Annotated in this window: 22 protein-coding genes and 1 other RNA gene; 17 read left to right on the forward strand and 6 right to left on the reverse strand. The window is 40.1% G+C overall.

The genetic code is table 11. From position 1 onward, the window contains the following. Positions 1 to 225, forward strand: a 225-nt coding sequence (locus tag V7077_RS08405) for a hypothetical protein (RefSeq protein ID WP_335500351.1), incomplete at its 5' end; no start/stop codon positions are given. An 82-nt stretch (positions 226 to 307) separates the two neighbouring features. Here the strand turns inward: V7077_RS08405 and ssrS are convergent. Both ssrS and V7077_RS08415 read right to left on the reverse strand, forming a co-directional pair. Beyond that, positions 308 to 503: non-coding RNA, 6S RNA (ssrS, locus tag V7077_RS08410), on the reverse strand. Positions 504 to 556: 53 nt separating this feature from the next. Next, entirely contained in the window at positions 557 to 1,654 is a 1,098-nt protein-coding gene (locus V7077_RS08415; RefSeq protein WP_335500353.1) for a M24 family metallopeptidase, read from the reverse strand. 323 nt (positions 1,655 to 1,977) lie between these two features. Between V7077_RS08415 and V7077_RS08420 the strand changes: the two genes are divergently transcribed. The 3 genes from V7077_RS08420 (at position 1,978) to V7077_RS08430 (ending at position 4,485) form a co-directional block, all read left to right on the forward strand. Continuing rightward, positions 1,978 to 2,658 carry a metal-dependent hydrolase gene (locus V7077_RS08420; RefSeq protein ID WP_335500356.1) on the forward strand — a complete coding sequence of 227 codons (681 nt, stop codon included), beginning with the start codon at positions 1,978 to 1,980 and terminating at the stop codon, positions 2,656 to 2,658. 82 nt (positions 2,659 to 2,740) lie between these two features. Further along, complete coding sequence (locus V7077_RS08425; RefSeq protein WP_335500358.1) at positions 2,741 to 2,977, forward strand: hypothetical protein; 237 nt, start codon at positions 2,741 to 2,743, stop codon at positions 2,975 to 2,977. A gap of 188 nt (positions 2,978 to 3,165) precedes the next feature. Further along, positions 3,166 to 4,485 carry a CBS domain-containing protein gene (locus V7077_RS08430; protein ID WP_335500360.1) on the forward strand — a complete coding sequence of 440 codons (1,320 nt, stop codon included), beginning with the start codon at positions 3,166 to 3,168 and terminating at the stop codon, positions 4,483 to 4,485. Positions 4,486 to 4,536: 51 nt separating this feature from the next. Here V7077_RS08430 and V7077_RS08435 read toward each other — a convergent pair whose 3' ends face one another. Then, the gene (locus tag V7077_RS08435) at positions 4,537 to 4,848 is read right to left on the reverse strand and encodes a YtpI family protein (RefSeq protein ID WP_335500362.1); all 312 of its coding nucleotides are present in this window, start codon (positions 4,846 to 4,848) and stop codon (positions 4,537 to 4,539) included. Positions 4,849 to 4,937: 89 nt separating this feature from the next. Between V7077_RS08435 and V7077_RS08440 the strand changes: the two genes are divergently transcribed. Next, on the forward strand, positions 4,938 to 5,882 hold the full coding sequence (locus V7077_RS08440; protein WP_335500363.1) for a DHH family phosphoesterase: 945 nt from the start codon (positions 4,938 to 4,940) through the stop codon (positions 5,880 to 5,882). Between the two features lie 77 nt (positions 5,883 to 5,959). Here V7077_RS08440 and ytrI read toward each other — a convergent pair whose 3' ends face one another. Together ytrI and V7077_RS08450 are read right to left on the reverse strand one after the other, a co-directional pair. Next, positions 5,960 to 6,460 carry a sporulation membrane protein YtrI gene (gene ytrI / locus V7077_RS08445; protein ID WP_215044098.1) on the reverse strand — a complete coding sequence of 167 codons (501 nt, stop codon included), beginning with the start codon at positions 6,458 to 6,460 and terminating at the stop codon, positions 5,960 to 5,962. After that, positions 6,457 to 6,795, reverse strand: coding sequence for a YtrH family sporulation protein (locus tag V7077_RS08450; RefSeq protein ID WP_098532796.1), 339 nt, complete (start codon positions 6,793 to 6,795; stop codon positions 6,457 to 6,459). The genes ytrI and V7077_RS08450 overlap by 4 nt, the downstream gene beginning before the upstream one ends. Positions 6,796 to 7,265: 470 nt before the next feature. Between V7077_RS08450 and dnaE the strand changes: the two genes are divergently transcribed. The 7 genes from dnaE (at position 7,266) to pyk (ending at position 17,740) form a co-directional block, all read left to right on the forward strand. Then, positions 7,266 to 10,628, forward strand: coding sequence for a DNA polymerase III subunit alpha (gene dnaE / locus V7077_RS08455; RefSeq protein ID WP_335500365.1), 3,363 nt, complete (start codon positions 7,266 to 7,268; stop codon positions 10,626 to 10,628). 123 nt (positions 10,629 to 10,751) lie between these two features. Next, positions 10,752 to 11,990 carry an NAD(P)-dependent malic enzyme gene (locus V7077_RS08460; protein ID WP_335500367.1) on the forward strand — a complete coding sequence of 413 codons (1,239 nt, stop codon included), beginning with the start codon at positions 10,752 to 10,754 and terminating at the stop codon, positions 11,988 to 11,990. 7 nt (positions 11,991 to 11,997) lie between these two features. Then, a complete protein-coding gene (locus tag V7077_RS08465; RefSeq protein ID WP_335500369.1) occupies positions 11,998 to 12,624 on the forward strand; it encodes a FadR/GntR family transcriptional regulator in 627 nt (208 codons plus the stop codon). A gap of 196 nt (positions 12,625 to 12,820) precedes the next feature. Next, a complete protein-coding gene (gene accD, locus V7077_RS08470; RefSeq protein ID WP_335500371.1) occupies positions 12,821 to 13,699 on the forward strand; it encodes an acetyl-CoA carboxylase, carboxyltransferase subunit beta in 879 nt (292 codons plus the stop codon). After that, the gene (gene accA / locus V7077_RS08475; protein ID WP_335500373.1) at positions 13,693 to 14,670 is read left to right on the forward strand and encodes an acetyl-CoA carboxylase carboxyl transferase subunit alpha; all 978 of its coding nucleotides are present in this window, start codon (positions 13,693 to 13,695) and stop codon (positions 14,668 to 14,670) included. The genes accD and accA overlap by 7 nt, the downstream gene beginning before the upstream one ends. Before the next feature lie 306 nt (positions 14,671 to 14,976). Beyond that, positions 14,977 to 15,936, forward strand: a complete 960-nt coding sequence (gene pfkA, locus V7077_RS08480) for a 6-phosphofructokinase (protein WP_335500376.1) — start codon at positions 14,977 to 14,979, stop codon at positions 15,934 to 15,936. A gap of 40 nt (positions 15,937 to 15,976) precedes the next feature. Continuing rightward, complete coding sequence (gene pyk / locus V7077_RS08485; protein ID WP_335500378.1) at positions 15,977 to 17,740, forward strand: pyruvate kinase; 1,764 nt, start codon at positions 15,977 to 15,979, stop codon at positions 17,738 to 17,740. A gap of 66 nt (positions 17,741 to 17,806) precedes the next feature. Here pyk and ytvI read toward each other — a convergent pair whose 3' ends face one another. Further along, on the reverse strand, positions 17,807 to 18,922 hold the full coding sequence (gene ytvI, locus V7077_RS08490) for a sporulation integral membrane protein YtvI (RefSeq protein ID WP_335500380.1): 1,116 nt from the start codon (positions 18,920 to 18,922) through the stop codon (positions 17,807 to 17,809). 211 nt (positions 18,923 to 19,133) lie between these two features. Between ytvI and V7077_RS08495 the strand changes: the two genes are divergently transcribed. The 5 genes from V7077_RS08495 to V7077_RS08515 all read left to right on the forward strand — a co-directional run bounded on the left by V7077_RS08495 (position 19,134) and on the right by V7077_RS08515 (position 24,211). Then, on the forward strand, positions 19,134 to 19,595 hold the full coding sequence (locus tag V7077_RS08495) for a DUF441 domain-containing protein (RefSeq protein ID WP_335500381.1): 462 nt from the start codon (positions 19,134 to 19,136) through the stop codon (positions 19,593 to 19,595). A 444-nt stretch (positions 19,596 to 20,039) separates the two neighbouring features. Further along, on the forward strand, positions 20,040 to 21,158 hold the full coding sequence (gene citZ, locus V7077_RS08500; RefSeq protein WP_335500383.1) for a citrate synthase: 1,119 nt from the start codon (positions 20,040 to 20,042) through the stop codon (positions 21,156 to 21,158). 144 nt (positions 21,159 to 21,302) lie between these two features. Then, positions 21,303 to 22,571, forward strand: a complete 1,269-nt coding sequence (gene icd, locus V7077_RS08505; RefSeq protein ID WP_335500384.1) for an NADP-dependent isocitrate dehydrogenase — start codon at positions 21,303 to 21,305, stop codon at positions 22,569 to 22,571. A gap of 141 nt (positions 22,572 to 22,712) precedes the next feature. Next, positions 22,713 to 23,651: a malate dehydrogenase gene (mdh, locus tag V7077_RS08510; protein WP_335500386.1), complete on the forward strand. Its 939-nt coding sequence runs from the start codon at positions 22,713 to 22,715 to the stop codon at positions 23,649 to 23,651. Between the two features lie 83 nt (positions 23,652 to 23,734). Further along, complete coding sequence (locus tag V7077_RS08515; RefSeq protein ID WP_335500388.1) at positions 23,735 to 24,211, forward strand: MaoC/PaaZ C-terminal domain-containing protein; 477 nt, start codon at positions 23,735 to 23,737, stop codon at positions 24,209 to 24,211. Positions 24,212 to 24,459 lie beyond the last annotated feature (248 nt).

A 24,459-nucleotide genomic window follows, 5' to 3' on the forward strand; every position in this document is an offset into this window, starting at 1 on the left:
GGTTTTGGCTTTGGCAGACCATTTGGTTTCGGTTTTGGCAGACCATTCGGTTTTGGCTTTGGCAGACCTTGGGGATGGGGATTTGGAGGTTTTGGACTGCCGTTTTTAGGAGGCTTGGCAGCAGGTGCCTTATTAACAGCACCATATTTATATGGATATGGATACCCTTATTACGGTTACCCATATCCATATTACCCATTTTACCCATATCCTTACTATTATTAGCAATAAAAAAGAAGAGGCGCGGGGCCTCTTCCTTTTACATAGGAAAACCAGCTTCACTAGAAAGCTGGTTTAATAAAACAATTATGTAGCCGCATTTGCCGTAGAGATATAAGAAAGTTTTAAACCACCACTCCTCAAAGTGGGTGTTCTCAGAAACGTTCCTGCGTGTCCTCCATGTCCTATAGACAGAGGCATGTCATTTCCGCTTCGATAGTTAAACTCCCTTTTACAGCTTAAAGGTTAAAACTTTATTATGATTACGTACAACGCAGCTTGTATTGTTATAATACATCAAATCTTAGCAGAGTTCAATGTAAAAAGGTCCCAAATTTTATTTAATAATTTGCAGCTCTTTTGGGAAATTAGTTAATACTTTTGCCCCACCTGCCGTAATATACACATCATCCTCAATCCGGACTCCAGCAACCTCTGGTACATAGATACCAGGTTCAATTGTATAAACCATTCCTTCTTCGATTATCAACTGATTGGTCTCTGTTAATGAAGGGTATTCATGGACACTAATCCCAAGACCATGCCCTAAGCGGTGTGGGAAAAACTCCCCGTAACCGGCATCTGAAATAATTCGTCGGGCGGTAAGGTCCACTTCTGCAGCGCTCACTCCGGGTTTACTAGCATCAATCGCAGCGAGTTGGGCTTTCAAGACCGTATCATAAATTTCTTTTTGTTTATCGTTAATATCCCCATACGCAACCGTTCTTGTAATATCGGAGCAATACCGGTCAACTACAACACCTAAATCAAACAAGACGAGATCGCCTTTTTTAATTTTAGTTCCTCCTGGTATACCATGAGGAGAGGCTGCATTGGCACCTGTTAGAACCATGGTTGAAAACGACATTTCGGTTACGCCCTTTTGTTTAAGTGCGTACTCCAATGCATTTAGTACATCGAGTTCTGTTTTTCCTTCTTTTATTTCACTAGCGCCGAACTGAACAGCGTAATCTGCCAGCGCACAAGCTTCTTCAATGATTTTTAATTCTTTTGCATCCTTAATCATGCGAAGCATCCGTAATTTTTCTTCTGCAGATACGAACGAAGCGTGCGGAAACAATTGTAAAAGCCGTTCATAGCGCTCAACGTTCATATGTTCTTTTTCAATAGCAGCCTTCGAAACTTTATCGATTCTTTTATTGATTGAGTTTAGTATCAGATCCCACGGATTTTCAATATCACTGTAACCAATGATATCATGGGCCCAGCCAGAACGTTTTGCATCATGTACTTCCATCGAAGGGCAAACCAAAAATGGCTCCTCTTCTTGGAATACTGCAAGTGCAAGAAGTCTTTCATGCGGGTCAGTAAAATAGCCGCTTAAATAAAATACATTTTCTGAAGAGGTCAAAAAACTGACTTCAATTTCATTTTCCTTCATCCAAGTTTGAAGCTTTACTAATCGTTGATTCATGTTAGGGGACCCCCTTGTTAAATATCAATTCCAACCTGAGCGTAACAAGATTATAGGTGAATGTAAACTATCATACCTTATCATGCTCTAAAAAGAAGCAGTTATGGGTATAAAGTAAGAAGGAATTCCTAATTTCTTAGGGAAATACTTAGAAAAGCGGAAGTGCCCTTTTAGACGCTGGGCACCGAGCTGGACAATTCTAATAAATAGGTTGTGTTAAAGGTTATTGTTGTTTTTTAGCCTGTTGATTGGAGCGAAGTCGCCTGGGCGGAAATCAACATTCAAGATTAACACAGCCTATAAATAAAAAGGAGTAGGTAAGAATGAGAGTATCTTATCATGGGCATTCAGTTGTTCAAATTAGTACAGAAGGAAAAAATATCATCATTGACCCGTTCATTACAGGCAATTCCTTAACGGACTTAAAGGCGCAAGATGTAAAAGTCGACGTAATTATATTATCACATGGCCATAATGACCATGTAGGAGACACTGTAGAACTGGCCAAAAGGAATGACGCGCTTGTAGTGGCAACGGATGAATTATCAACGTTCTTAAGCTGGCAGGGTGTAAAAACACATGGTATGCATATCGGAGGTTCTTATCAATTTGAGTTTGGCAGAATAAAGCTGACGCAGGCCTTCCATGGCTCAAGCTATACCACAAATGATAATCAAATCGTGTATTGCGGAATGCCTGCTGGAATCTTGTTTATGAGTGAAGGGAAAACCATTTACCATGCAGGTGATACAGCACTTTTCTCCGATATGAAATTAATTGGCGATCGTCATCCAATCGACCTTGCCTTCCTGCCAATAGGTGATAACTATACAATGGGTCCAGAGGATGCTGCCTATGCGGCCGAATTGTTAAGAGCTAAGACAGTGGTTCCTATCCATTACAATACCTTCCCGCCAATTAAACAAGACCCGAATCAATTTATTGAAATGCTTCCAAATAAAAATGGATTCGTACTGGCACCGGGTGAGGCATTAGAAATTTAATTGTTCTTTAGGTTTTCACATACTTTTTTTCCTTCCTCTAGCATAAAAATGAAACAAGCAGTCTTTTAGGGAGGAAATGAAAATGAAAAAGAACCGATATTTACTTTGCTTATTGCTTGCGGCCTTTATGCTCTATTTTGCAGTACCTAGATTGTCAATTAACTTTGACAACACACAAGGAATTTTTTCCTTAACATGGCTGGCTTTTGCATTAGTTGTGATTGCAGGAAATCTAACAGGTATCCTTTATAGTCCAAAGAGATCGATGCGAAAAATGCAGTCAGGACGTGTAAAGAAAAAGTCCCGTTCCTACCATTAATCCTTCAATAATTTCTATGGAGTTTTCAAAGCTCCCAGCAAGCAGCGCCTCAAAAAAGGCGCTTTTTGCATGATAAATTGTGAGAAACCGCATTGAATCAAGACTTTTAACACTCTATAATGGGAAATAGACATAATTCCGGTTTTAGACTGGATGAATTGGAATTCAAACAATAAAGGGTGAAGGTCTTGGCTACTAAGCATGAACAAATTTTGCAATACATTGATGGACTTCCAATTGGGGAAAAAATATCAGTGCGGCAAATCGCCAAGGCGATGACCGTAAGTGAAGGAACAGCCTACAGAGCGATAAAAGAAGCTGAAAATAAAGGATATGTCAGCACGATCGAACGGGTTGGCACGATACGGATTGAACGAAAAAAGAAAGAAAATATCGAAAAGCTTACCTTTGCCGAAGTCGTAAATATTGTGGACGGGCAGGTATTAGGCGGAAGAACTGGTTTGCATAAAACCCTTAATAAGTTCGTCATTGGTGCGATGAAATTAGAAGCCATGATGCGCTATACAGAGGCTGGTAATCTCCTCATTGTCGGAAACCGGACACAGGCACATGAGCTTGCCTTAAAAGAAGGAGCCGCTGTTTTAATTACTGGGGGATTTGATTGTGAAGAGCATGTGAAAAAGCTGGCCGATAAATTGGAATTACCGGTCATTTCAACTAGTTATGATACCTTCACGGTAGCAACGATGATTAACCGGGCCATTTATGACCAATTAATCAAAAAAGAAATCATTCTAGTAGAAGACATTTTAACATCGCTTGATGAAACCTATTATCTCAAAACTTCAGATAAGGTTTCCAAGTGGCATGAGTTAAATCAAAAAACTACTCATAGCCGCTACCCTGTTGTCGACCAAAATATGAAAATTCAAGGAATGGTCACGAGTAAAGATATACTAGGTCAAGATTTAGATACGTCGATTGATAAGATCATGACAAAAAATCCAATGACGGTGAACGGAAAAACAAGTGTCGCCTCAACAGCCCATACAATGGTTTGGGAAGGGATAGAGGTCTTGCCCGTTACAGACGATTCCAATCGTCTTGAGGGAATTATCAGTCGTCAGGATGTATTAAAGGCGCTGCAAATGAATCAACGCCAGCCGCAGGTTGGTGAAACAATTGACGATATCATTACCAACCAAATGGCTTTAGTCCAAGGGAAAGCTAAAGGGGAAGAAGTTTACTCCTGTGAAGTAACACCTCAAATGACTAATCATCTTGGAACGATTTCATACGGGGTATTTACCACAATTGTGTCTGAAGCGGCAAATCGGATCTTGCGCAGTTACAAAAAAGGTGATTTGGTTGTAGAGAATATGACTATTTACTTTCTAAAACCGGTTCAAATGGAAAGTACTTTAGAAATTATTCCAAAAGTACTGGAAGTTGGCCGTAAGTTTGGAAAAGTAGATGTAGAGGTTTTTAATGAAAGTGTGTTAGTGGGCAAAGCGATGATGATGTGTCAGTTAATCGATCGGAATTAATACCTTAAATAAATAAAAAGAAAGCCGCTTCCCTTTGAGAAGCGGCTCAACTTATTTTTGGGCTTCAAGACTGTTAGCCTCTTCAATGGCAAACGGAAGGTAGTGCTTATATTTTTTGAAGCCAATCCAGCTAAAGTAAGCACCATAAATAGTAAAGATGGATGCAATAATGTATGATGTGGTAGTCTCGGATATAAAAACAAGATGATTAATGCCAAATAAGCAGACAAAAAGGCCAAGTGCAATATTTGATTTTGCGGAAAGCCATTTCTTTTCTACCTGACGGTTGCTTCTAAAGTATTTTGTTTTATAAAATAAGTAGAAAGCAAATAAAACGACAATCAATACAACGAGTACAAACATTATTCAATCCTCCAAAATTCTTGAAATCATCTACTATTTTATCGTGGATTGAAAAAAAAAGCCATAATTGGTACATAAGGAGCAGTGTTATGATTGAGCAAATTTTAACAGCGATTAAACAATATGAAACCGTTATTGTTCACCGTCATATCCGTCCAGACCCGGATGCATACGGTTCACAAGGTGGATTAACCGCTATATTAAAGGAATCCTTTCCAGAGAAAAAAATCTTTGCCGTAGGTCAAGAAGAAGAAACGCTGAATTTCCTGCGCAGGCTTGATGTGATCGAGGATGAAGTTTATAAAGGGGCATTAGTGATTGTTTGTGATACAGCCAATCAGGAAAGAATCGATGATCAGCGCTATACGATGGGTGATAAATTAATTAAAATCGACCACCATCCTAACATGGAACCGTATGGGGACTTATTGTGGGTCGACACCACTGCTAGTTCTTGCAGTGAAATGATTTATGATTTTTATCTAAAGGGAAAAGAATCGGGCTTGAAAATGAATGACGAAGCGGCAAGGCTATTGTTTGCTGGTATTGTTGGAGATACGGGGAGATTTTTGTTCCCAAGTTCAACGGAGAAAACATTTGCTTATGCAGGTGAATTAATTCATTACAATTTTTCACGGACTGAACTTTTTGACCGAATGTACGAGCTAGATCCTAAGATTATTAAATTACAAGGTTATATCCTGCAGAATTTTGTCCTTCAGCCAAATGGTGTAGCTTCCGTTAAGATTACCAGGGATTTATTAAAAGAGTATGACGCGAGACCGGCTGAAGCATCTTTACTAGTTGGATCACTTGGGGATGTGAAAGGGATCAAAGCGTGGGTCTTTTTCATTGAGGAAGACAACCAAATCCGGGTAAGACTCCGCTCTAAGGGGCCTGTTATCAATGTGGTCGCTAGGAAATTTAACGGAGGCGGACATCCGCTTGCTTCAGGTGCAACGATTTATTCATGGGACGAAGTGGAACAAGTCGTTAAGGAATTAGGGAAAGTTTGCGAAGCATATTCCAAATAGTCTTAAAGCAAGAAAACGGCCCATTTTCAGGGCCGTATATTTAGCTGCAGCGCCTAATTAAGTCGCTGCAGCCTATCTTATTCAAAATGAATTTCTAATTGAATGGTTAAGTTTGTATAGATAACCATTTCTTTCACTTTTAACTTGTATCTTTTATCATTAATTTTTACTTGTTTGTTTTCAATAATTTTTTTGAGTAAGTCCTTACTTTTATATACTGTCTCGATATCTTTGGCCAGCATCATACTAATATCATCGTGAACCGAATCTTCTGTTTCTAGAACACTCAAAGAGTCTAGCTTATATTTTTCGGCGTTTGTGATTTTAATATTTATTTTCTGGACTGTAAGCTGTTCAATATTGCGCCGATTGATTTCTTTATATTCATCCTGCCAAATCTTTTTCTCGTTATTTAGGTCAACAATTTCCTGTTGCTGCTTCCGTATTAACTCCGTGTTTTCTTCCTGCCAAACACCGTAAATATATAGAAAGATACACCAGCTAATCGCTCCGCCAACAGCGGTTCCTGCAAAAAAGCGCTGCCAGCCGGGTTTACGGTATAATTGCGGTACTCTCATGACGAGATATGCTCCTGGGTTAACCAATTAATAATGAGCGCACCTGTTTGGGCACCGCCTAAGGCAGACAGGATGAGCAAGAGTTGTTTAAAAAGATCCTTTGTATCCGCGTTAAATAAGCCTCTTTCAAATGTGTAAACGGCATCGAATGTTCCGCCAATCGCCGAAACAATTGCCCATATCCTTAGTGCGGAGGATAAGCGGTAGACGGTCGTAAGTGGTGGCTGCCCTGTTAAGAATGAAGCAATTCCCCCAATTAAGGAACCGCCAAGCACGACTCCTAGCGCGATAAAGTAGCCCTCAATAAAAGCCGGAAAAAAACCAATCTCTTTCATGCGCAAACCGCCCTTACAAATTGTTATATTCATGTATATGGACAAAGGTTCTGGAATATGAGTTAGTGCCACGAAATAAAGCGATGTCTATCTGCTGCCCAAGGCGCTTCCGCTTTTCGTGCTGTCTGGCTCCAGCGCCCTAGCGGCTAGTGTCCTTCGCTCTCCGCCCTACGATAAGTCAACATCGAATCGCTAGCGCTCTTCGTGTTTCCTGGAGTGCTCCAGGCCATACGCCGCTGACCAGGGCGCTTCCGCTTTTCGTGTTGTCTGGCTCCAGCGCCTAGGGGCTCGGGGTCATAAGCCAATCCGTCAAGAAGGCTAAAGAGCAGCCTTCTCGCCGGCTCGTCTTATGCCTGTCGCCCCTGTTCAAGGCGCTTCCGCTTTTCTGTAAAACAGAACATATTTTCCTTTTTTCTCGTTAAGCTCTATAATTAAATTAATGAAATTTTTTTAAGGAACGGTGTGACATTATGTCTTTTATTCACCTTCATGTGTATAGTGCCTATAGCTTGTTGACAAGCACGGCATCTGTCCCGGATTTAATCGAAAATGCCAAAAGAAAAGGGTACAAAGCCCTTGCTCTGACGGACCGAAACGTAATGTACGGAACGATTGAATTTTATAAACTCTGTAAGAAAAATAAGATAAAACCAATCATTGGTCTAACGGTAGATGTTGAAAGCGAACGGTCAGAAAATGAAGCCTATCCACTTGTTTTACTTGCCGAAACGGAAGAAGGATTTAAAAACCTATTAAAAATATCGAGTGCAGTTCAAACTAAGTCTAAAAATGGTCTACCGTTTAAATGGCTTAAATCTTATTCACAAGGACTTATCGCCATTTCTCCTGGTTTAGAAGGGGAGATTGAACAGTCGCTTTTAAAAGGCAATGAGGAATATGCACGAAGATTAATTCGTAGAATGGTTCAGATTTTCGGGAACGGCAACTTCTTTTTATCTGTGCAGCAGCACCAGCTAGAAGATGAAAAAAGGATATATAAACAATTTCTTACGATTGCTAGCCAAGAAAACATTCCGCTGGTAGCTACAAACAGAGTCCATTATTTAGAAAAAGAAGATACGTTTGCGCACGAATGTTTACTGGCGATTAAAAATGGCGATAAACTTCAGGATGAGCATCGAGAAAAACTAGATAGCGACCAGTTTTATTTAAAAAGTGCCGAAGAAATGGTTGATTGCTTTTCAGAACATCCTCAGGTCATAGAAAATTCCTTGAACATCGCTGCACGTTGCACTGTAAACATCGAACTTAATAAAACCTTTTTACCGGCATTCCCAACCGAGCATGGTGTTCCCGCAGAGGAGTTTCTTGATCGTTTATGCGAAACGGGTTTGTATGAGCGGTTCTCAAACCCTAGTAAGGAATATTTAGACCGTTTGTCCTATGAACTTGCCGTAATTAAGCGGATGAAATTTAGTAACTACTTTTTAATTGTTTGGGATTTTATGAGATATGCACGCGAGCATGGTATTTTAACCGGACCAGGACGAGGTTCAGCGGCAGGTTCGCTTGTTGCGTATGTTCTGTATATCACAGACGTAGATCCGATTAAGCATGAGTTATTATTTGAACGTTTTTTAAATCCTGAACGGATATCGATGCCTGATATAGACATAGATTTTCCTGATCACCGCCGGGATGAGGTGATCAATTACGTCGCTAAAAAGTACGGGGAAATGCATGTTGCTCAAATTGTTACTTTTGGAACACTTGCAGCAAAAGCCGCTTTAAGAGATGTAGGCCGGGCGTTTGGTTTAAATGCAAAAGAATTGGAGTATTTATCAAAATTGGTTCCGTCCCGCTTAGGAATTAATCTGGACGCTGCTTATAAAGAATCAGAACCATTGAGAAAGTTTGTGAAGGAAACTCCGCTAAATCAAAGACTGTTTGAAACAGCTATGAAAATTGAAGGCCTGCCGCGCCATACTTCCACACATGCTGCCGGTGTGGTCATTAGTGAGAAGCAACTGGTCGAATTAGTCCCGATTCAACGAGGGTCCGGAGATGTTTTCTTGAGCCAATACTCAATGGAGTATCTTGAGGAGATTGGCTTGCTGAAAATGGACTTTCTCGGTCTCAGAAACCTTTCGCTAATTGAAACGATTATAACTTCTATTTATCGAGATACAGGCAGGAAGGTTGACATAAGGCAGGTACCGCTGCAAGACGCTAACACATTTGACTTACTTGCCAGGGGGGAAACTACAGGTATATTTCAGCTTGAATCAGAGGGAATGAGAAAGGTACTGACGCGATTAAAGCCCTCTCATTTTGAGGATATTGTGGCAGTTAATGCCTTATATCGTCCTGGCCCAATGGAAAACATTCCGCTCTATATCGACAGGAAGCATGGCAGGGCGGCCGTAGATTATCCGCACCCTGATTTGGAATCCATCTTAGCGAATACCTATGGAGTCATTGTTTACCAAGAGCAAATCATGCAGATTGCCTCTAAAATGGCCGGATTTTCACTTGGTGAAGCAGACTTATTACGCCGCGCGGTAGGGAAAAAACAAAAAGAAGTATTGGACAAAGAGCGCTATCACTTTGTTCAAGGGGCGTTAAAGAAAGGATATACAGAAGGGCTTGCGAATGAAATATACGATTTAATTGTCCGATTTGCCAACTATGGGTTTAATAGGAGTCATGCGGTCGCCTATAGTATGATTGCCTACCAACTAGCGTTTTTAAAAGCTAATTTTCCAGTTCATTTTATGGCGGGCCTTCTTACTTCTGCGATTGGGAATGATACCAAAATTGCTCAATATATCATGGAAACGCGGCAAAAGGAGATCAACGTCCTCCCTCCATCGATCAATCAAAGCAAATACTCCTTTCAGGCAGAAAGAAACGGTATCCGCTATAGCCTGGCAGCCATAAAAAATGTCGGCGCTGCAGCCCTGAAGGAAGTATTCAAGGTAAGAAAACGGAAGAGGTTTGATGACTTATTTGACTTTTGTATAAGAGTTTCTTCTAAGGCAGTAAACCGAAAAACACTTGAATATCTAGTTCATTCCGGTGCGTTTGATGAATTTGGCGAAGATCGTGCTGTTCTTTTAGCCAGTTTGGACGTGGCGATTGAACATGCACAAATATTCAAACCGGATGACGAAGAACAGTTTGCCTTATTTGAAGACGACATGATACCAAAGCCAAAATATGTCCAAGTGGATCCTATTAGTCTTGAAAATAAATTGACCTTTGAAAAAGAGGCGCTAGGTTTCTACTTATCGGACCATCCCATCTCCATTTATGAAAAAAGGCTTAAATTAAGTGGTGCCTTGCTGTTATATCAATTAAGCCCGGCAGTAAAAAGGGCTGCCTCAGGAGTCTATATATCAGCGCTGAAATCGATTCGTACAAAAAAAGGAGACTCGATGGCCTTCTTAACTATAAGTGATTCAAGCGGTGAGATGGAGGCTGTTGTATTTCCAAATGTATATAAAAGGTTTCAGGTACTATTGAAACAAGGAAACTTTGTGCTTCTTGAAGGTAAATTGGAAGAAAGAGAAGGTCAATTGCAATTTATTATTCAGCAGGTGTTTGATTTAGAAAATTGGTTACAAACCAATTCTAATAAGCAAGCTGTTTTATATTTAAAAGTTTCCGCTGGTATGAAGGATGAAGCATCATTAAAAAAAATAAATCAGCTATTGAAAGATAATAAAGGAAACGCCCCAGTAATTGTCCACTATGAAGATAACGGGAAAACATTTAGGTTAGGTGATGAGTACAGGGTGAAACCTGAACAAAATGTACTGCAGAAATTAAGAAATATCCTTGGTTCAGAAAACGTGGTCCTAAAGGAATAATTCTTTACAACTTCCCTAGATATGTTATAGTGGTAAAGAGACAGGTGTGGTCTGACCACTATGGCGGGCAATAAGTGAATGGGTATTATTAATTTTTATATAATTTTTTAGGGGTGACAGTTCTTGACTTTACGTGAAGAAGCATTACATATGCATCGAATTCATAAGGGAAAGTTAGAGTCAAAATCAAAAGTTCCAGTTCGAAATGCACATGATTTAAGTTTAGCCTATTCACCAGGTGTGGCAGAGCCATGTAAAGACATCTATGAAAAACCTGAAACGGTTTATGATTATACCATGAAAGGTAATATGGTTGCCGTTGTTTCTGACGGTACAGCTGTTTTAGGGTTAGGTAATATTGGACCTGAAGCAGCACTTCCAGTGATGGAGGGCAAAGCTGTTCTTTTTAAAAGCTTTGCCGGAGTGGATGCTTTTCCCATTTGTTTAAACACAACAGACGTTGATAAAATCGTTGAAACTGTGAAGTTGCTGGAGCCAACCTTCGGGGGAGTGAATCTTGAAGATATCGCCGCTCCTAACTGTTTTGTGATTGAAGAAAGATTGAAAAGGGAAGCCAATATTCCCATTTTTCATGATGACCAACATGGTACTGCGATTGTTACTGTAGCAGGACTTGTCAATGCCCTTAAAATTATTGGAAAGAAAATGACTGAAATAAAGGTAGTTGCTAGTGGAGCAGGTGCTGCTGGGATTGCAATTATCAAGTTGTTATATAACTACGGAGTCAGAGATATCATCATGTGTGATACAAAAGGCGCAATTTATGAAGGCCGGCCGCAGGGAATGAATTCTGTTAAAGCAGAAGTAGCGAAATTTACGAACCGCGATAATCAACAAGGAAGTCTCGCTGATGTGATTAAAGGTGCAGATGTCTTTATCGGAGTATCGGTTGCAGGAGCATTAACCAAGGATATGGTTGCTTCCATGAACCCAGACTCGATCATTTTTGCAATGGCGAATCCTGATCCAGAGATTATGCCGGAAGAAGCTAAAGCGGCGGGGGCAAAAGTCGTTGGGACAGGTCGTTCTGACTTTCCTAACCAAGTAAACAATGTCCTTGCATTTCCAGGAATTTTCCGCGGGGCCCTTGATGTTCGAGCAACCCATATAAATGAAAAAATGAAAGTGGCAGCAGTAGAGGCCATTGCTGGATTAATAAGCGAGGATGAACTTCATGCAGACTATGTTATCCCAGCACCCTTTGACCCAAGAGTAGCACCAAATGTTGCTGCTGCAGTGGCCAAGGCAGCTATGGAAACAGGTGTAGCCCGTCTAAAAGTTGATCCACAGGATGTAAAGGAAAGAACTCAGAGGCTCGCAATCATTGGTAAAAGTGAGTGATTCGTAAGTGACGAATACCAAAGTTTATTTAGAGATTGTGAAGCAATTAAGAGAAATGATTACGATTGACGGTCTTAAGACCGGCGATAAAATCCCATCTGAACGTGAATTGTCGGAGCGCCTGAATTTCGGGCGCTCTTCCGTTCGCGAAGCACTCAGAGCGTTAGAATTACTTGGTTTAATTGAGACAAGAAGAGGCGAGGGAACCTATATTAGAGACTTTCGCGGTCATCAGCTTGTCCAACTTCTTAGCACTTTTATTTTGCAGGATCAAAAAGCTAAGCGTGATGTGTTTGAAACAAAAAATTATATTGAAATGGATTGCTTGCATTTAGTAGTCCAAAAAGCAGATAATCAGGAAATCAATAAGATTAAGGATTGGTTTGAAGCCACCGATCATTTCTCTGATGATGAATTTTTCCAGAAATTTATGGAGCTGTCAGATAACCACTTATTCTTGCGATTATGGTCTATTTTAAAAGAGTATTATCATTCACAAGAGGAAAATTATCTAATCTATAAACGGGAACTTTATCTTAATTTATTAAACGCTATAGCTGAAAAGGATCTTGAAAAAACACTATCTGCGTATAAAAAACTTCGAAATTTGTCAAACTTTACCGACAAATACTAACAGATTTTGAACTATGTTTATTTTATAGTGAAAGTTATACAAGCCTGTTAGGAGGGCTATTTTTTAGTTTAATTCCAGTTAGACCACTTAAAATGGATTAGGTATGAAGTGGAGGCTGGATAGAAAGACTTTTATAATAGCAATAATTGGAGAATCTTGCCATAGGCAGGTCGCGTTACACAAGGGAGGTTTTAATTTGGCGCTTAAGGATCTTTTTACAAAAAATCAACCAAAAAAGAAAAAATATGCAACCATAACAAAAGAAACAACAAAGAGTGACGTTCCAGAAGGAATTATGTCTAAGTGTCCTTCATGTAAGAAAATTATGTATACCAAAGAGTTGGTGAAAAACGCAAAGGTATGCCTGCATTGCGGTTTTCATTTTCAAATGACGGCAAAAGAACGAATCGATAGTTTTATTGATGAAGGAAGTTTTGTGGAATTAAACGAGGAAATGGTCTCAATGAATCCCCTTAATTTTCCGGATTATCTGGAAAAGCTGGAAAAAGACCGGCAAAAAAGCAATTTAAACGAAGCCGTTGTAACCGGCATAGGGACGGTTAACGGCCATAAGATTGTTCTGGCCATAATGGATGCTTCATTCCGGATGGGAAGTATGGGTTCAGTAGTTGGTGAAAAAATAACCAGGGCCATTGAAAAAGCAGATGAGTTGTCGCTTCCATTTATTATTTTTACAGCATCAGGCGGGGCAAGAATGCAAGAGGGTGCCTTAAGTTTGATGCAAATGGCAAAGACTAGTGTTGCTTTAAAGAGATTTAGTAATAATGGCGGTCTTATTATCTCAATGATGACTCACCCGACAACAGGCGGTGTCTCTGCAAGCTTTGCCTCCTTGGGGGATTATAACTTTGCTGAACCAGGAGCATTAATTGCGTTTGCTGGCCGGAGAGTTATTGAACAATCGATTCGTGAGGAATTGCCGGAGGATTTTCAAACGGCAGAATTCCTATTAAAACATGGCCAGCTTGATGCCATTATTTCCCGAGAAGACTTAGTCGAAAAAATTACCAATATATTAGAAATTCATCAGCCTGGAGGTGAACTCGAATGGTAGGAGAATTAGAATTCGAACGCCCGATTGTGGAGTTAAGAAAGAAAATTACGGAACTAAAAGAGTTCACTAAAACAACAGATGTAGATTTAAGCTCAGAAATTAAAAAGTTAGAGGCGCGTCTTGAGAAGCTGGAGCAAGACATATATGAAAATATTAAGCCGTGGGACAGGGTTCAAATTGCTCGGCTTGCCAGTCGCCCGACCACTCTTGATTATATTTCTTATCTTTTTGATGGCTTTTTTGAATGCCATGGTGATCGTACCTTTGCCGATGATGAGGCCATTGTTGGTGGTGTAGCCAAGTTTAAGGGGTTACCTGTTACCGTTATCGGCCATCAGCGAGGGAAAGATACGAAAGAAAATATCCGCAGGAACTTTGGAATGCCACATCCTGAAGGCTATCGAAAAGCATTGCGATTAATGAAGCAGGCAGATAAATTTAACCGCCCGATTATTTGCTTTATTGATACAAAGGGAGCCTATCCAGGGAAAGCTGCTGAAGAACGAGGCCAGAGCGAAGCCATTGCTCGAAATCTATTTGAAATGGCGGGGCTGCGGGTCCCGGTTATTTGCGTTGTAATTGGAGAGGGCGGCAGCGGTGGTGCGCTGGCATTAGGTGTTGGAAACCGCATTTATATGCTCGAAAATTCAACTTACTCTGTTATATCTCCTGAAGGAGCAGCCGCTATTTTGTGGAAGGATGCGTCTCTTGCAAAAAATGCAGCGGAAACAATGAGAATTACCGCTCCTGACCTAAAGGAACTGGGAATTATTGATGATATTATTCCAGAGATTAAGGGTGGAGCTCAGAAGGATGTTAAAAAGCAGGCAGCGGAAATTGAGAAAATGCTAAAAGCTTCATTAGCGGAATTATTAAAACGGTCCGAAGAGGAATTAATAGCTGACCGTTATAACAGGTTTAGAACCATTGGTGAATACACAGTTGCGGAAGATTACATTAGTGTAAATTAACGAATCGTGCTCTCAATGGGCACGATTTTTTTTTTTTTAGAGTTCACATATTTTTCACGAAAAATCCCTAAAAATGTTAATGATAACGATTCCAACCCGATATAAAGCGCTATCAATTTACTAATTATTTCGTCTATTATAATTACTACTCTGAATCGGTTGTTAACGCGTTTTGTTCATGTTATTTTATAAATATTCGAGGATTTTATGTTAATAATAATAAAGTACTATGAAGTTTAGGCTTAATACATTCATTTACTAACGATGTGTACATACGGGTTCAAATTGATTATTGGGGTGATAAACATGAAAAAGATTGGCGTTTTAACAAGTGGTGGAGACTCTCCGGGAATGAATCCAGCTATTCGTGCTGTGGTTCGTAAAGCTATTTTTCATAATGTTGAGGTTTATGGTATTTACGGTGGTTATGCAGGATTAGTTAGTGGAAATATAAAAAAACTTGAGTTAGGTTCTGTTGGTGATATTATTCATCGTGGTGGTACGATGCTTCAGTCTGCGCGACTTCCAGAATTTGCGAACCCAGAAGTCCAACAAAAAGGAATTGAGCAACTTCGTGCACACGGTATTGAAGGGCTAGTTGTTATCGGCGGTGACGGTTCCTACCGCGGCGCGAGAGCCTTAACGCAGCAAGGATATCCTTGCGTTGGTGTACCTGGGACGATTGACAATGACATCCCTGGAACAGAATTAACGATTGGCTTCGATACGGCCCTTAATACAGTCATCGATGCGATTGATAAAATCCGTGATACAGCAACTTCTCATGAAAGAACATTTGTGATTGAAGTAATGGGTCGTAATGCTGGAGATATCGCATTATGGGCAGGACTAGCAGGCGGAGCGGAAACAATTTTAATTCCAGAAGAGAACTATGACATGAAAGAAGTGGCTGAAAGACTGCGCAGTGGTCACGAACGCGGTAAAAAGCATAGTATTATTGTTGTCGCCGAGGGAGTATGCAGTGGCTATGAATTTGCCCGCCAGCTTCAAGAAACAACCGAATTTGATACAAGAGTATCGGTATTGGGACATATTCAGCGAGGCGGATCACCGACCGTAGCGGATCGAGTGTTAGCCAGCAGGCTAGGAGCACGTGCGGTTGAATTGCTAATCGAAGGAAAAGGCGGACGTGCCGTAGGAATCGAAAATAATAAGCTTGTTGATTACGATATAATTGAAGCCTTAGAGAAAAAGCATACGCTCGACCTTGACTTATTTAAATTATCTAAGGAATTATCAATATAGGAATTGAGTTTGTCTTTTCTAAAAATAGGAGGAAAAAAGCATGCTACGAAAAACAAAAATTGTTTGTACGATTGGACCTGCAAGTGAATCCATTGAAAAATTAACACAGTTAATTAATGCGGGTATGAATGTTGCCCGATTAAATTTTTCTCATGGTGATTTTGAAGAACATGGGGCTCGAATTAAAAACATCCGGGAAGCTTCGGAGCAAACTGGCAAAACGGTAGCGATTCTGCTCGATACAAAGGGCCCAGAAATTCGTACGAATAACATGCAAAACGGAGCAATTGAGCTTGAAGCTGGCAAAAACATCATTATTTCCATGACAGAAGTAGAAGGAACCACAGAAAAATTTTCAGTTACATATCCTGGATTAATTGAAGATGTTCATGTAGGCTCTAGAATTCTTTTAGATGATGGATTAATCGGTCTCGAAGTTACAGACATCAATCAATCCGAAAAAGAAATTCATACGAAAATTTTAAACAGCGGTACATTAAAAAATAAAAAAGGTGTTAACGTTCCTGGTGTATCGGTAAATTTACCAGGAATTACAGAAAAAGATACCCAAGATATTTTATTTGGAATTGAGCAAGGCGTTGATTTTATCGCAGCATCGTTTGTCCGCCGTGCGAAAGATGTACTGGAAATTCGTCAACTGTTGGAAGAAAATAATGGAACCCACATTCAAATCATTCCAAAAATTGAAAATCAAGAAGGCGTAGATAACATCGATGAAATTCTTGAAATTTCTGACGGATTAATGGTTGCACGTGGTGACCTGGGCGTGGAAATTCCTGCAGAGGAAGTACCACTTGTACAAAAAATGCTTATTAAAAAGTGTAATGCGCTTGGAAAGCCAGTTATTACTGCTACGCAAATGCTTGATTCCATGCAGCGTAACCCTAGACCAACTCGTGCAGAAGCAAGTGACGTTGCCAATGCCATTTTTGATGGTACTGATGCCATTATGCTTTCCGGTGAAACAGCTGCAGGCCAATATCCGGTAGAAGCCGTACAAACCATGCATAATATTGCTTCAAGAGCTGAACAAGCCTTAGATCATAAAGAAATCTTATCTAGCCGCAGCAAGGATACAGAACACAATCTTACGGACGCAATCGGTCAATCTGTTGCACATACAGCTTTAAATCTCGAAGTAAAATCGATTATTACCCCAACTGAGAGCGGCCATACAGCTAGAATGATTTCTAAATATCGTCCAAAAGCTTCCATTGTAGCTGTCACTGCTAATGAACAAATTGTTCGTCGTTTACAGCTTGTTTGGGGTGTTTATCCACAGCTTGGCAGAACTTCAACAACTACTGACGAAATGCTCGATACTGCAGTAGAGGAAAGCTTAAACAGCGGAATTGTTAAACATGGTGAATTAGTGGTCATTACTGCTGGCGTACCTGTTGGGGAAGCAGGCACAACAAACCTAATGAAGATCCATGTGGTTGGCGATGTTATTACCAAGGCGCAGGGAATTGGACGCCGTTCTACATTCGGTAAAGTGGTTGTTGCCCATGATGCAAAAGAAGCATTGGACAAAGTAAAGCCAGGTTCGATACTTGTAACAATTGGAACGGACCGTGATATGATGCCAGCTATTGAAAAGTGTGCTGCGATTATTACGCAAGAAGGTGGTTTAACCAGCCATGCAGCGGTCGTTGGTCTTAACTTAAGCATTCCGGTCATTGTTGGTGTTGATCGTGCCCTTGAGCTATTTAGAGATGGTCAAGAAATCACAGTTGATGCAACTAGAGGAATTGTCTATAACGGACATGCAAGTGTACTATAATTTTTAGATAAGAAAAAAACGTCAGCATCCATTTGGGGCTGACGTTTTTTGTATCCTTTACTTTGCTTATGCTTCTCGGCCTTTGATAAACAGCCAGACATCATGGAAGACATTTGCTCTTTTTAGAGTAGTGATAATTACAAGGGTAACTGGACCAACAATTAAGCCTAGAAATCCTATTAATTTAAAGCCTGCGAATAAAGCTATAAGGGTGGCTAACGGATCGAGACCGATACTAGATGAAAGGATCTTCGGCTCCATGATCTGACGCTGCACAAGGACGATTATGTAGAGAACACCTAAACCAATAGCCAAGCCCATATCACCGCTAATAGAGGAATAAATAATCCATGGCACAAAGACAGCACCTGTACCTAAGTAAGGGATAATATCCACAATTCCTGTTGCTAAGGCAATCGTTATGGCATAATCTACTCTAAGAATGAGCAAACCAATCAAAATAATGACCGTGGTAATCGAAATGAGAGTCAGCTGTGCTTTAATAAAGCCAAATAATGCCTTCTTCAGGTCTGCAAAAACTGTTTTTCCACTTGTTTTCGCTTTTTGCGGCAATATTTTACCGCCCATTGCCGACAGGTGATACCAATCCTTGCTGATAAAGAAGGTGGCTAATAAAGAGAAAATGAGAACAGTTGCAGCATTCGGAAACCAAGAAATAATATTTGGTATATTACCAAAAAGATTCTTAATAAACGTCCCAACTGTTGAGCCGACTTTTGCTCCTACATTTTGAATATTGCCAATGATTGTGTCCTGTTGACCCGCATCCAGCTTGTTAAACACACTTGTTAATTGGTTGTATAAGGGAATAATCTGGGCAGTAAAATAATCCTCTAGATAATTAATCAGTGTATCTAGATGTTCCGGAACTACTGTAGCCAAATAGGCTGCACCAGAGACTATCTCAGCGACTAACAGCGTAATTAAACCGGCACATAAGGCAAATATCACGATTAAAGCAATGAGAACGGCAAGTACGCGAGGCATTTTTGCCTTTTTCTGAAGGAAGTCGACAAAGGGATTGATCAGAAAGGCGATGATTAGACCTATTAAAAATGGATAGGTGACCTTTGACAAGAAATAAAATAAATACAACGCCAAAAACACACCACCAGCGACCAGTAAAAATCGAATGGTCCGGTATATATATTTAAGCTCCAAAAGCAGCCCTCCTTTAGAATAAATGAGTAATTTCAGTTTAACATTTTAAGATGGAAACTGCATAATTTTCCAGAAAAATTTATTCTCTAAACATATTACGAACCATCAGAGAAAAAGTTTCACTCAGTTCTAAAAAAGAGAAATTATAAATAACGAAATCGGCTGTAAATAAATAGTATGGTACGATAATTTGGAAAGGATTGGTGATACCATGTTCAGCGAATCATTATTATTCCTCCTGCTTTTATTGGTAATCGGACTAATCGCAAAAAATAGTTCTTTAATGATCGCTATTGCCGTTCTGCTTTTATTGAAGGCGGGAGGTTTAGAGGCGAAGTCTTTTTCTTTTATACAGTCAAAAGGGATTAACTGGGGGGTAACGTTGATTACCATAGCAGTGCTTTCCCCAATTGCCAGCGGGGATATCGGCTTTAAAGATTTAACAGCGTCCTTTAAGTCGCCATATGCTTGGGTTGCTCTAATATCGGGGGTGCTGGTGGCCTTACTTGCCAAGGGCGGCGTTAAACTGCTGGCAGATGACCCGCAGATCACAACCGCTTTAGTACTTGGAACAATTCTGTCTGTTTCCATTTTTAAAGGTGTAGCAGTAGGACCTCTGATTGGTGCAGGTATTGCCTATACAGCGATGAAAGTATTTGGATTTTTTAGCTAGATTTTTTGTGAAATAATAATTTTTTTGATTTTTTGAGTGTCTTTTCATTCACAAAAATCTGATAATTGTTTATAATAAGCTTGTAAGCGTATCCTTATTTACATATTCCATATATAAATATTGAATTACTTGTAAATTATTTTTTAATGATTGATAAGAATACACTTTTCTTGGCTTGATTCCGAGCAATCGCTCAGTCAAAAGAATAAAAAGAAAAAGCAGGGCGTCATTAGACGAAGGCAACCGCCATAAATAAGCTTTTAACTCAACTGAAACTGATTAATGGCTTTCAGTTGTTATAAGATTTTTGCCAGATCAAAGATATAACGTTCTAATCCGGCATAAGAGTAAATGATGAGCTGACTAAATCTTTCAAGAGTAAATGTCAGCAGACAGTTTTTTTAGAAAGATGGGGAAATTCAGAATGTGAGGAGAGATTTTTCTATGACAGTAACACGAGGTCTTGAAGGGGTAGTGGCAACAACATCATCCATAAGCTCTATTATTGATGACACACTGACATATGTTGGCTATGACATTGATGACTTGGCAGTAAATGCTAGTTTTGAAGAGGTTATTTATTTATTATGGCATCGAAGATTACCGAATGCAGGGGAGTTAGCCGAGCTAAAGGGACAGTTAGCTGAAAACTCAGCCCTGCCGACGGAAGTCATCGAGCACTTTAAAATGTATCCAATTAAAAAAGTGCATCCAATGGCAGCCCTTCGTTCAGCCGTTTCCTTGTTAGGTTTGTATGATGACGAAGCAGACATAATGGACGAAGATGCCAACTATCGAAAAGCAGTTCGCCTGCAAGCGAAAATGCCTGCCATTGTAACCACGTTCGCCCGGATTAGAAAAGGACTTGAACCAGTGGCACCACGAAAAGATTTAAGCTTTGCAGCTAATTTCTTATATATGTTAACTGGGAAAGAACCGGAACCTATTGCGGTTGAAGCGATGAATAAAGCATTGGTGTTACATGCAGATCATGAGTTGAATGCATCTACCTTTACTGCCCGTGTGTGTGTCGCAACATTATCTGATGTTTATTCAGGTATTACATCAGCCATTGGCGCCTTAAAAGGACCACTTCATGGCGGTGCAAACGAAGCGGTAATGAAAATGTTATCCGAAATTGACACTCTTGAAAATGTTGAACCATACGTTCGCGGTAAACTTGCAAACAAAGAAAAAATTATGGGATTTGGTCACAGGGTGTATCGAAAAGGCGACCCTCGTGCAAAACATTTAAAAGAAATGTCCAAGAAATTGACTGAGTTGACTGGGGAACCACACTGGTACGATATGTCTGTTCAGATTGAAGCCATTGTAACAGGCGAAAAGAAATTACCGCCAAACGTGGATTTTTATTCAGCTTCTGTGTACCATAGCTTAGGAATTGACCATGATTTAATGACACCAATCTTTGCGGTAAGCCGTGTATCAGGCTGGTTAGCTCATATCTTAGAACAATATGAAAATAATCGTTTGATTCGTCCACGTGCCGAATATACAGGCCCAGGCATGCAAAAATATGTGCCAGTGGAGCAAAGAGGTTAATATTTTACTTTTTTTCAAAAAATTGATTCAATAGAATTGAATTAATAAAAGGTTAGAGGATTTTCACTCTAACCTTTGATTCAGTCTTTTGATAGATCACGAACAAAGTTAAAGGTTTATACATACCAGGAGGGAGATCAACTAATGCAAGGCGAAAAAATTTCAGTTACAAACGGTGTATTAAACGTACCAAACAATCCTATTATTCCATTTATTGAAGGGGACGGAATTGGACCGGATATCTGGGCTGCTTCCGAGAGAGTTTTAAATGCAGCTGTAGAAAAGGCCTATAAAGGCGAGCGTAAAATTGTATGGAAGGAAGTACTAGCTGGTGAAAAGGCATTTAACCAAACTGGTGAGTGGCTTCCTAAAGAAACACTTGATGTAATCAATGAATATCTGATTGCAATCAAAGGTCCATTAACGACTCCTGTTGGCGGTGGAATTCGTTCATTAAACGTTGCGCTGCGTCAAGAGTTAGATTTGTTTGTATGCTTGCGTCCAGTAAGATGGTTTGAAGGTGTTCCTTCACCAGTTAAGCGTCCAGAAGATACTGATATGGTAATCTTCCGTGAAAATACTGAAGATATCTATGCCGGTATTGAATATGAAAAAGGAACTGATGCGGCAAAGAAGGTTATCGACTTCTTGCAAAATGAAATGGGTGTTAACAAAATTAGATTCCCTGAAACATCGGGTATTGGTATTAAGCCAGTTTCTGAAGAGGGAACAAATCGTCTAGTTCGTGCAGCCATCAATTATGCCATTAAAGAAGGCCGTAAGTCAGTTACACTTGTACACAAAGGGAATATCATGAAGTTCACTGAAGGTGCATTTAAAAACTGGGGCTATGCTCTTGCAGAAAAAGAATTTGGAGATAAAGTGTTCACTTGGGCACAATATGACCGCATTAAAGCAGAACAAGGCTCAGATGCTGCGAACAAAGCACAAGCAGATGCTGAAGCTGCTGGCAAGATCATCGTAAAAGATGCGATTGCTGATATTTTCTTACAACAAATCCTTACTCGTCCACGTGAGTTTGATGTCGTTGCAACATTAAACTTAAACGGTGACTACATCTCTGATGCGCTTGCAGCTCAAGTTGGCGGTATTGGTATCGCACCAGGAGCTAACATCAACTATGAAACTGGTCATGCGATTTTTGAAGCAACACACGGTACTGCACCAAAATATGCAGGTCTAGATAAAGTAAATCCATCATCTGTTATTTTATCCGGTGTGTTACTACTTGAACACTTAGGCTGGAATGAAGCGGCAACTATGGTCATAAAATCAGTTGAAAAAACAATTGCTTCTAAAGTTGTAACTTACGACTTTGCTCGTTTAATGGATGGGGCAACTGAAGTAAAAACATCAGAGTTTGGTGACGAGCTTATCAAGAACATGGAATAATCATACGCTGGTAAAAGGCGGCATGAACTATTAAGGAACCTTGTTCTCTAAATGCTTTTATCAGGAACAGGGGCTGTTATTAACAGCCCCTTCCTATATGTAGGCCTTTAAAAACTAATACGTTCAAAGGGAGAGCTTAAAATGTCATTAAAACGTAAAAAGATTTCTGTAATCGGCGGCGGTTTTACTGGTGCAACAACAGCATTTTTACTAGCTCAAAAAGAACTTGGTGATGTCGTTTTAGTGGATATTGCTCCAATGGAAAACCCTACAAAAGGTAAAGCGTTAGATATGCTTGAAGCGAGTCCGGTTCAAGGTTTTGATGCCAATATTACTGGTACATCTAACTATGAGGATACACGTGATTCTGATATTGTTGTCATTACAGCTGGTATTGCACGTAAGCCAGGCATGAGCCGTGACGATTTAGTGCAAACAAACCAAAAAGTTATGAAAAGCGTTACCCAAGAGATCGTCAAATTTTCTCCAAACTGCACCATTGTAGTCTTAACTAACCCAGTTGATGCCATGACTTACACGGTATTCAAGGAATCTGGTTTCCCTAAAAATCGTGTTATTGGTCAATCTGGTGTTCTTGATACTGCGCGGTTCCGTACCTTTGTTGCTCAAGAATTAAACGTTTCTGTAAAGGATGTTACAGGTTTTGTTCTCGGGGGTCATGGTGACGATATGGTTCCACTTGTACGGTACTCCTATGCTGGTGGTATTCCATTAGAAACATTAATTCCTAAAGATCGTTTAGAGGCAATTGTTGAGCGTACGAGAAAGGGCGGAGGCGAAATTGTTAACCTTCTTGGAAATGGAAGTGCTTACTATGCGCCGGCTGCATCTTTAGTTGAAATGTGTGAAGCGATTCTTAAAGATCAGCGCCGTGTATTACCATCAATTGCCTATCTAGAAGGCGAGTTTGGCTATGAAGGTATTTATCTTGGCGTACCAACAATCCTTGGAGCGAATGGGATTGAAAAGGTCATTGAATTGGATTTAACTGCCGAAGAAAAGGCTGCATTAGATAAATCAGTCGAATCTGTCCGCAATGTAATGCAAGTATTGATCTAAATAAAGCTGGATTCGGGGATCACTGTCGGTCTCCGAATTTTCTCTATCTTATGTGTAACCGCTTACAAGAAAGGTGTGATTTGATGCTGTTAGGAAAAAAAAGAAGGCTTGGTCGCCGAATTGATGAGATAAGTGTTGGTGAAAAGTTATCATTAACAGAAAAGATGGAAGACAAGGATCTCCTTTTATATCTTGGGCTGACGGATGATGCTAATCCCCTTTACATTCAACATGATTATGCTTCGCAAACTCCCTTTGAAAAGCCAATTGTCCCAAGTATTATGCTGATAGGAATTATGACTTCAGCCGTATCTAAATATTTGCCGGGACCAGGAAGTCATCTTTTAAAACAGGAGATTGAGTTTCTTAAGCCGGTTTATCATTATGGGACGGTTGAGTTTCTGCTTGAGGTGATTGAGGTAAATCCGGCCGACCATGTGGTGGTGATTCGTGTCACAGGGATGAATGAAGCTAATGAGAAGGTGATTGAAGGAAAGTTAATGGTCTGCCCGCCGCATCGGTTAGAGGATATTCATGGGAAAGTGTTGGATAATTTTTGATTGTGTTTTTTTGAGGAAATGTGTGGATGTGGGGCTGGGCTAAATATGTGCGAATGGAGAGGCCATGAGGACAAAAAAAGCCGGAGCGAAGGCGAAAATGTCCGCATGGAGGTGTCATGAGGACCAAAAGAGCTGGAGCAAAGGCAAAAATGTCCGCATGGAGTAGTCATGAAGACAAAAAAAGCTGGCGCAAAGGCGAAGATGTCCGCATAGAGGGAGCATGAGGACCAAAAGAGCTGGAGCGAAGG

The sequence above is a fragment of the Neobacillus vireti genome, assembly GCF_036962465.1.
Taxonomy (GTDB): domain Bacteria; phylum Bacillota; class Bacilli; order Bacillales; family Cytobacillaceae; genus Neobacillus; species Neobacillus vireti_B.

Bases quoted from the DNA above. Each gene is read 5' to 3' on its own strand.
- V7077_RS08435 (WP_335500362.1), bottom strand. From the start codon at position 4,848: ATGTTTGTACTCGTTGTATTGATTGTCGTTTTATTTGCTTTCTACTTA.
- V7077_RS08440 (WP_335500363.1), top strand. From the start codon at position 4,938: ATGATTGAGCAAATTTTAACAGCGATTAAACAATATGAAACCGTTATT.
- pyk (WP_335500378.1), top strand. From the start codon at position 15,977: ATGCTACGAAAAACAAAAATTGTTTGTACGATTGGACCTGCAAGTGAA.
- ytrI (WP_215044098.1), bottom strand. From the start codon at position 6,460: ATGAGAGTACCGCAATTATACCGTAAACCCGGCTGGCAGCGCTTTTTT.
- icd (WP_335500384.1), top strand. From the start codon at position 21,303: ATGCAAGGCGAAAAAATTTCAGTTACAAACGGTGTATTAAACGTACCA.
- V7077_RS08450 (WP_098532796.1), bottom strand. From the start codon at position 6,795: ATGAAAGAGATTGGTTTTTTTCCGGCTTTTATTGAGGGCTACTTTATC.
- citZ (WP_335500383.1), top strand. From the start codon at position 20,040: ATGACAGTAACACGAGGTCTTGAAGGGGTAGTGGCAACAACATCATCC.
- pfkA (WP_335500376.1), top strand. From the start codon at position 14,977: ATGAAAAAGATTGGCGTTTTAACAAGTGGTGGAGACTCTCCGGGAATG.
- V7077_RS08415 (WP_335500353.1), bottom strand. From the start codon at position 1,654: ATGAATCAACGATTAGTAAAGCTTCAAACTTGGATGAAGGAAAATGAA.
- accA (WP_335500373.1), top strand. From the start codon at position 13,693: ATGGTAGGAGAATTAGAATTCGAACGCCCGATTGTGGAGTTAAGAAAG.
- dnaE (WP_335500365.1), top strand. From the start codon at position 7,266: ATGTCTTTTATTCACCTTCATGTGTATAGTGCCTATAGCTTGTTGACA.
- V7077_RS08425 (WP_335500358.1), top strand. From the start codon at position 2,741: ATGAAAAAGAACCGATATTTACTTTGCTTATTGCTTGCGGCCTTTATG.
- V7077_RS08515 (WP_335500388.1), top strand. From the start codon at position 23,735: ATGCTGTTAGGAAAAAAAAGAAGGCTTGGTCGCCGAATTGATGAGATA.
- V7077_RS08495 (WP_335500381.1), top strand. From the start codon at position 19,134: ATGTTCAGCGAATCATTATTATTCCTCCTGCTTTTATTGGTAATCGGA.
- mdh (WP_335500386.1), top strand. From the start codon at position 22,713: ATGTCATTAAAACGTAAAAAGATTTCTGTAATCGGCGGCGGTTTTACT.
- V7077_RS08420 (WP_335500356.1), top strand. From the start codon at position 1,978: ATGAGAGTATCTTATCATGGGCATTCAGTTGTTCAAATTAGTACAGAA.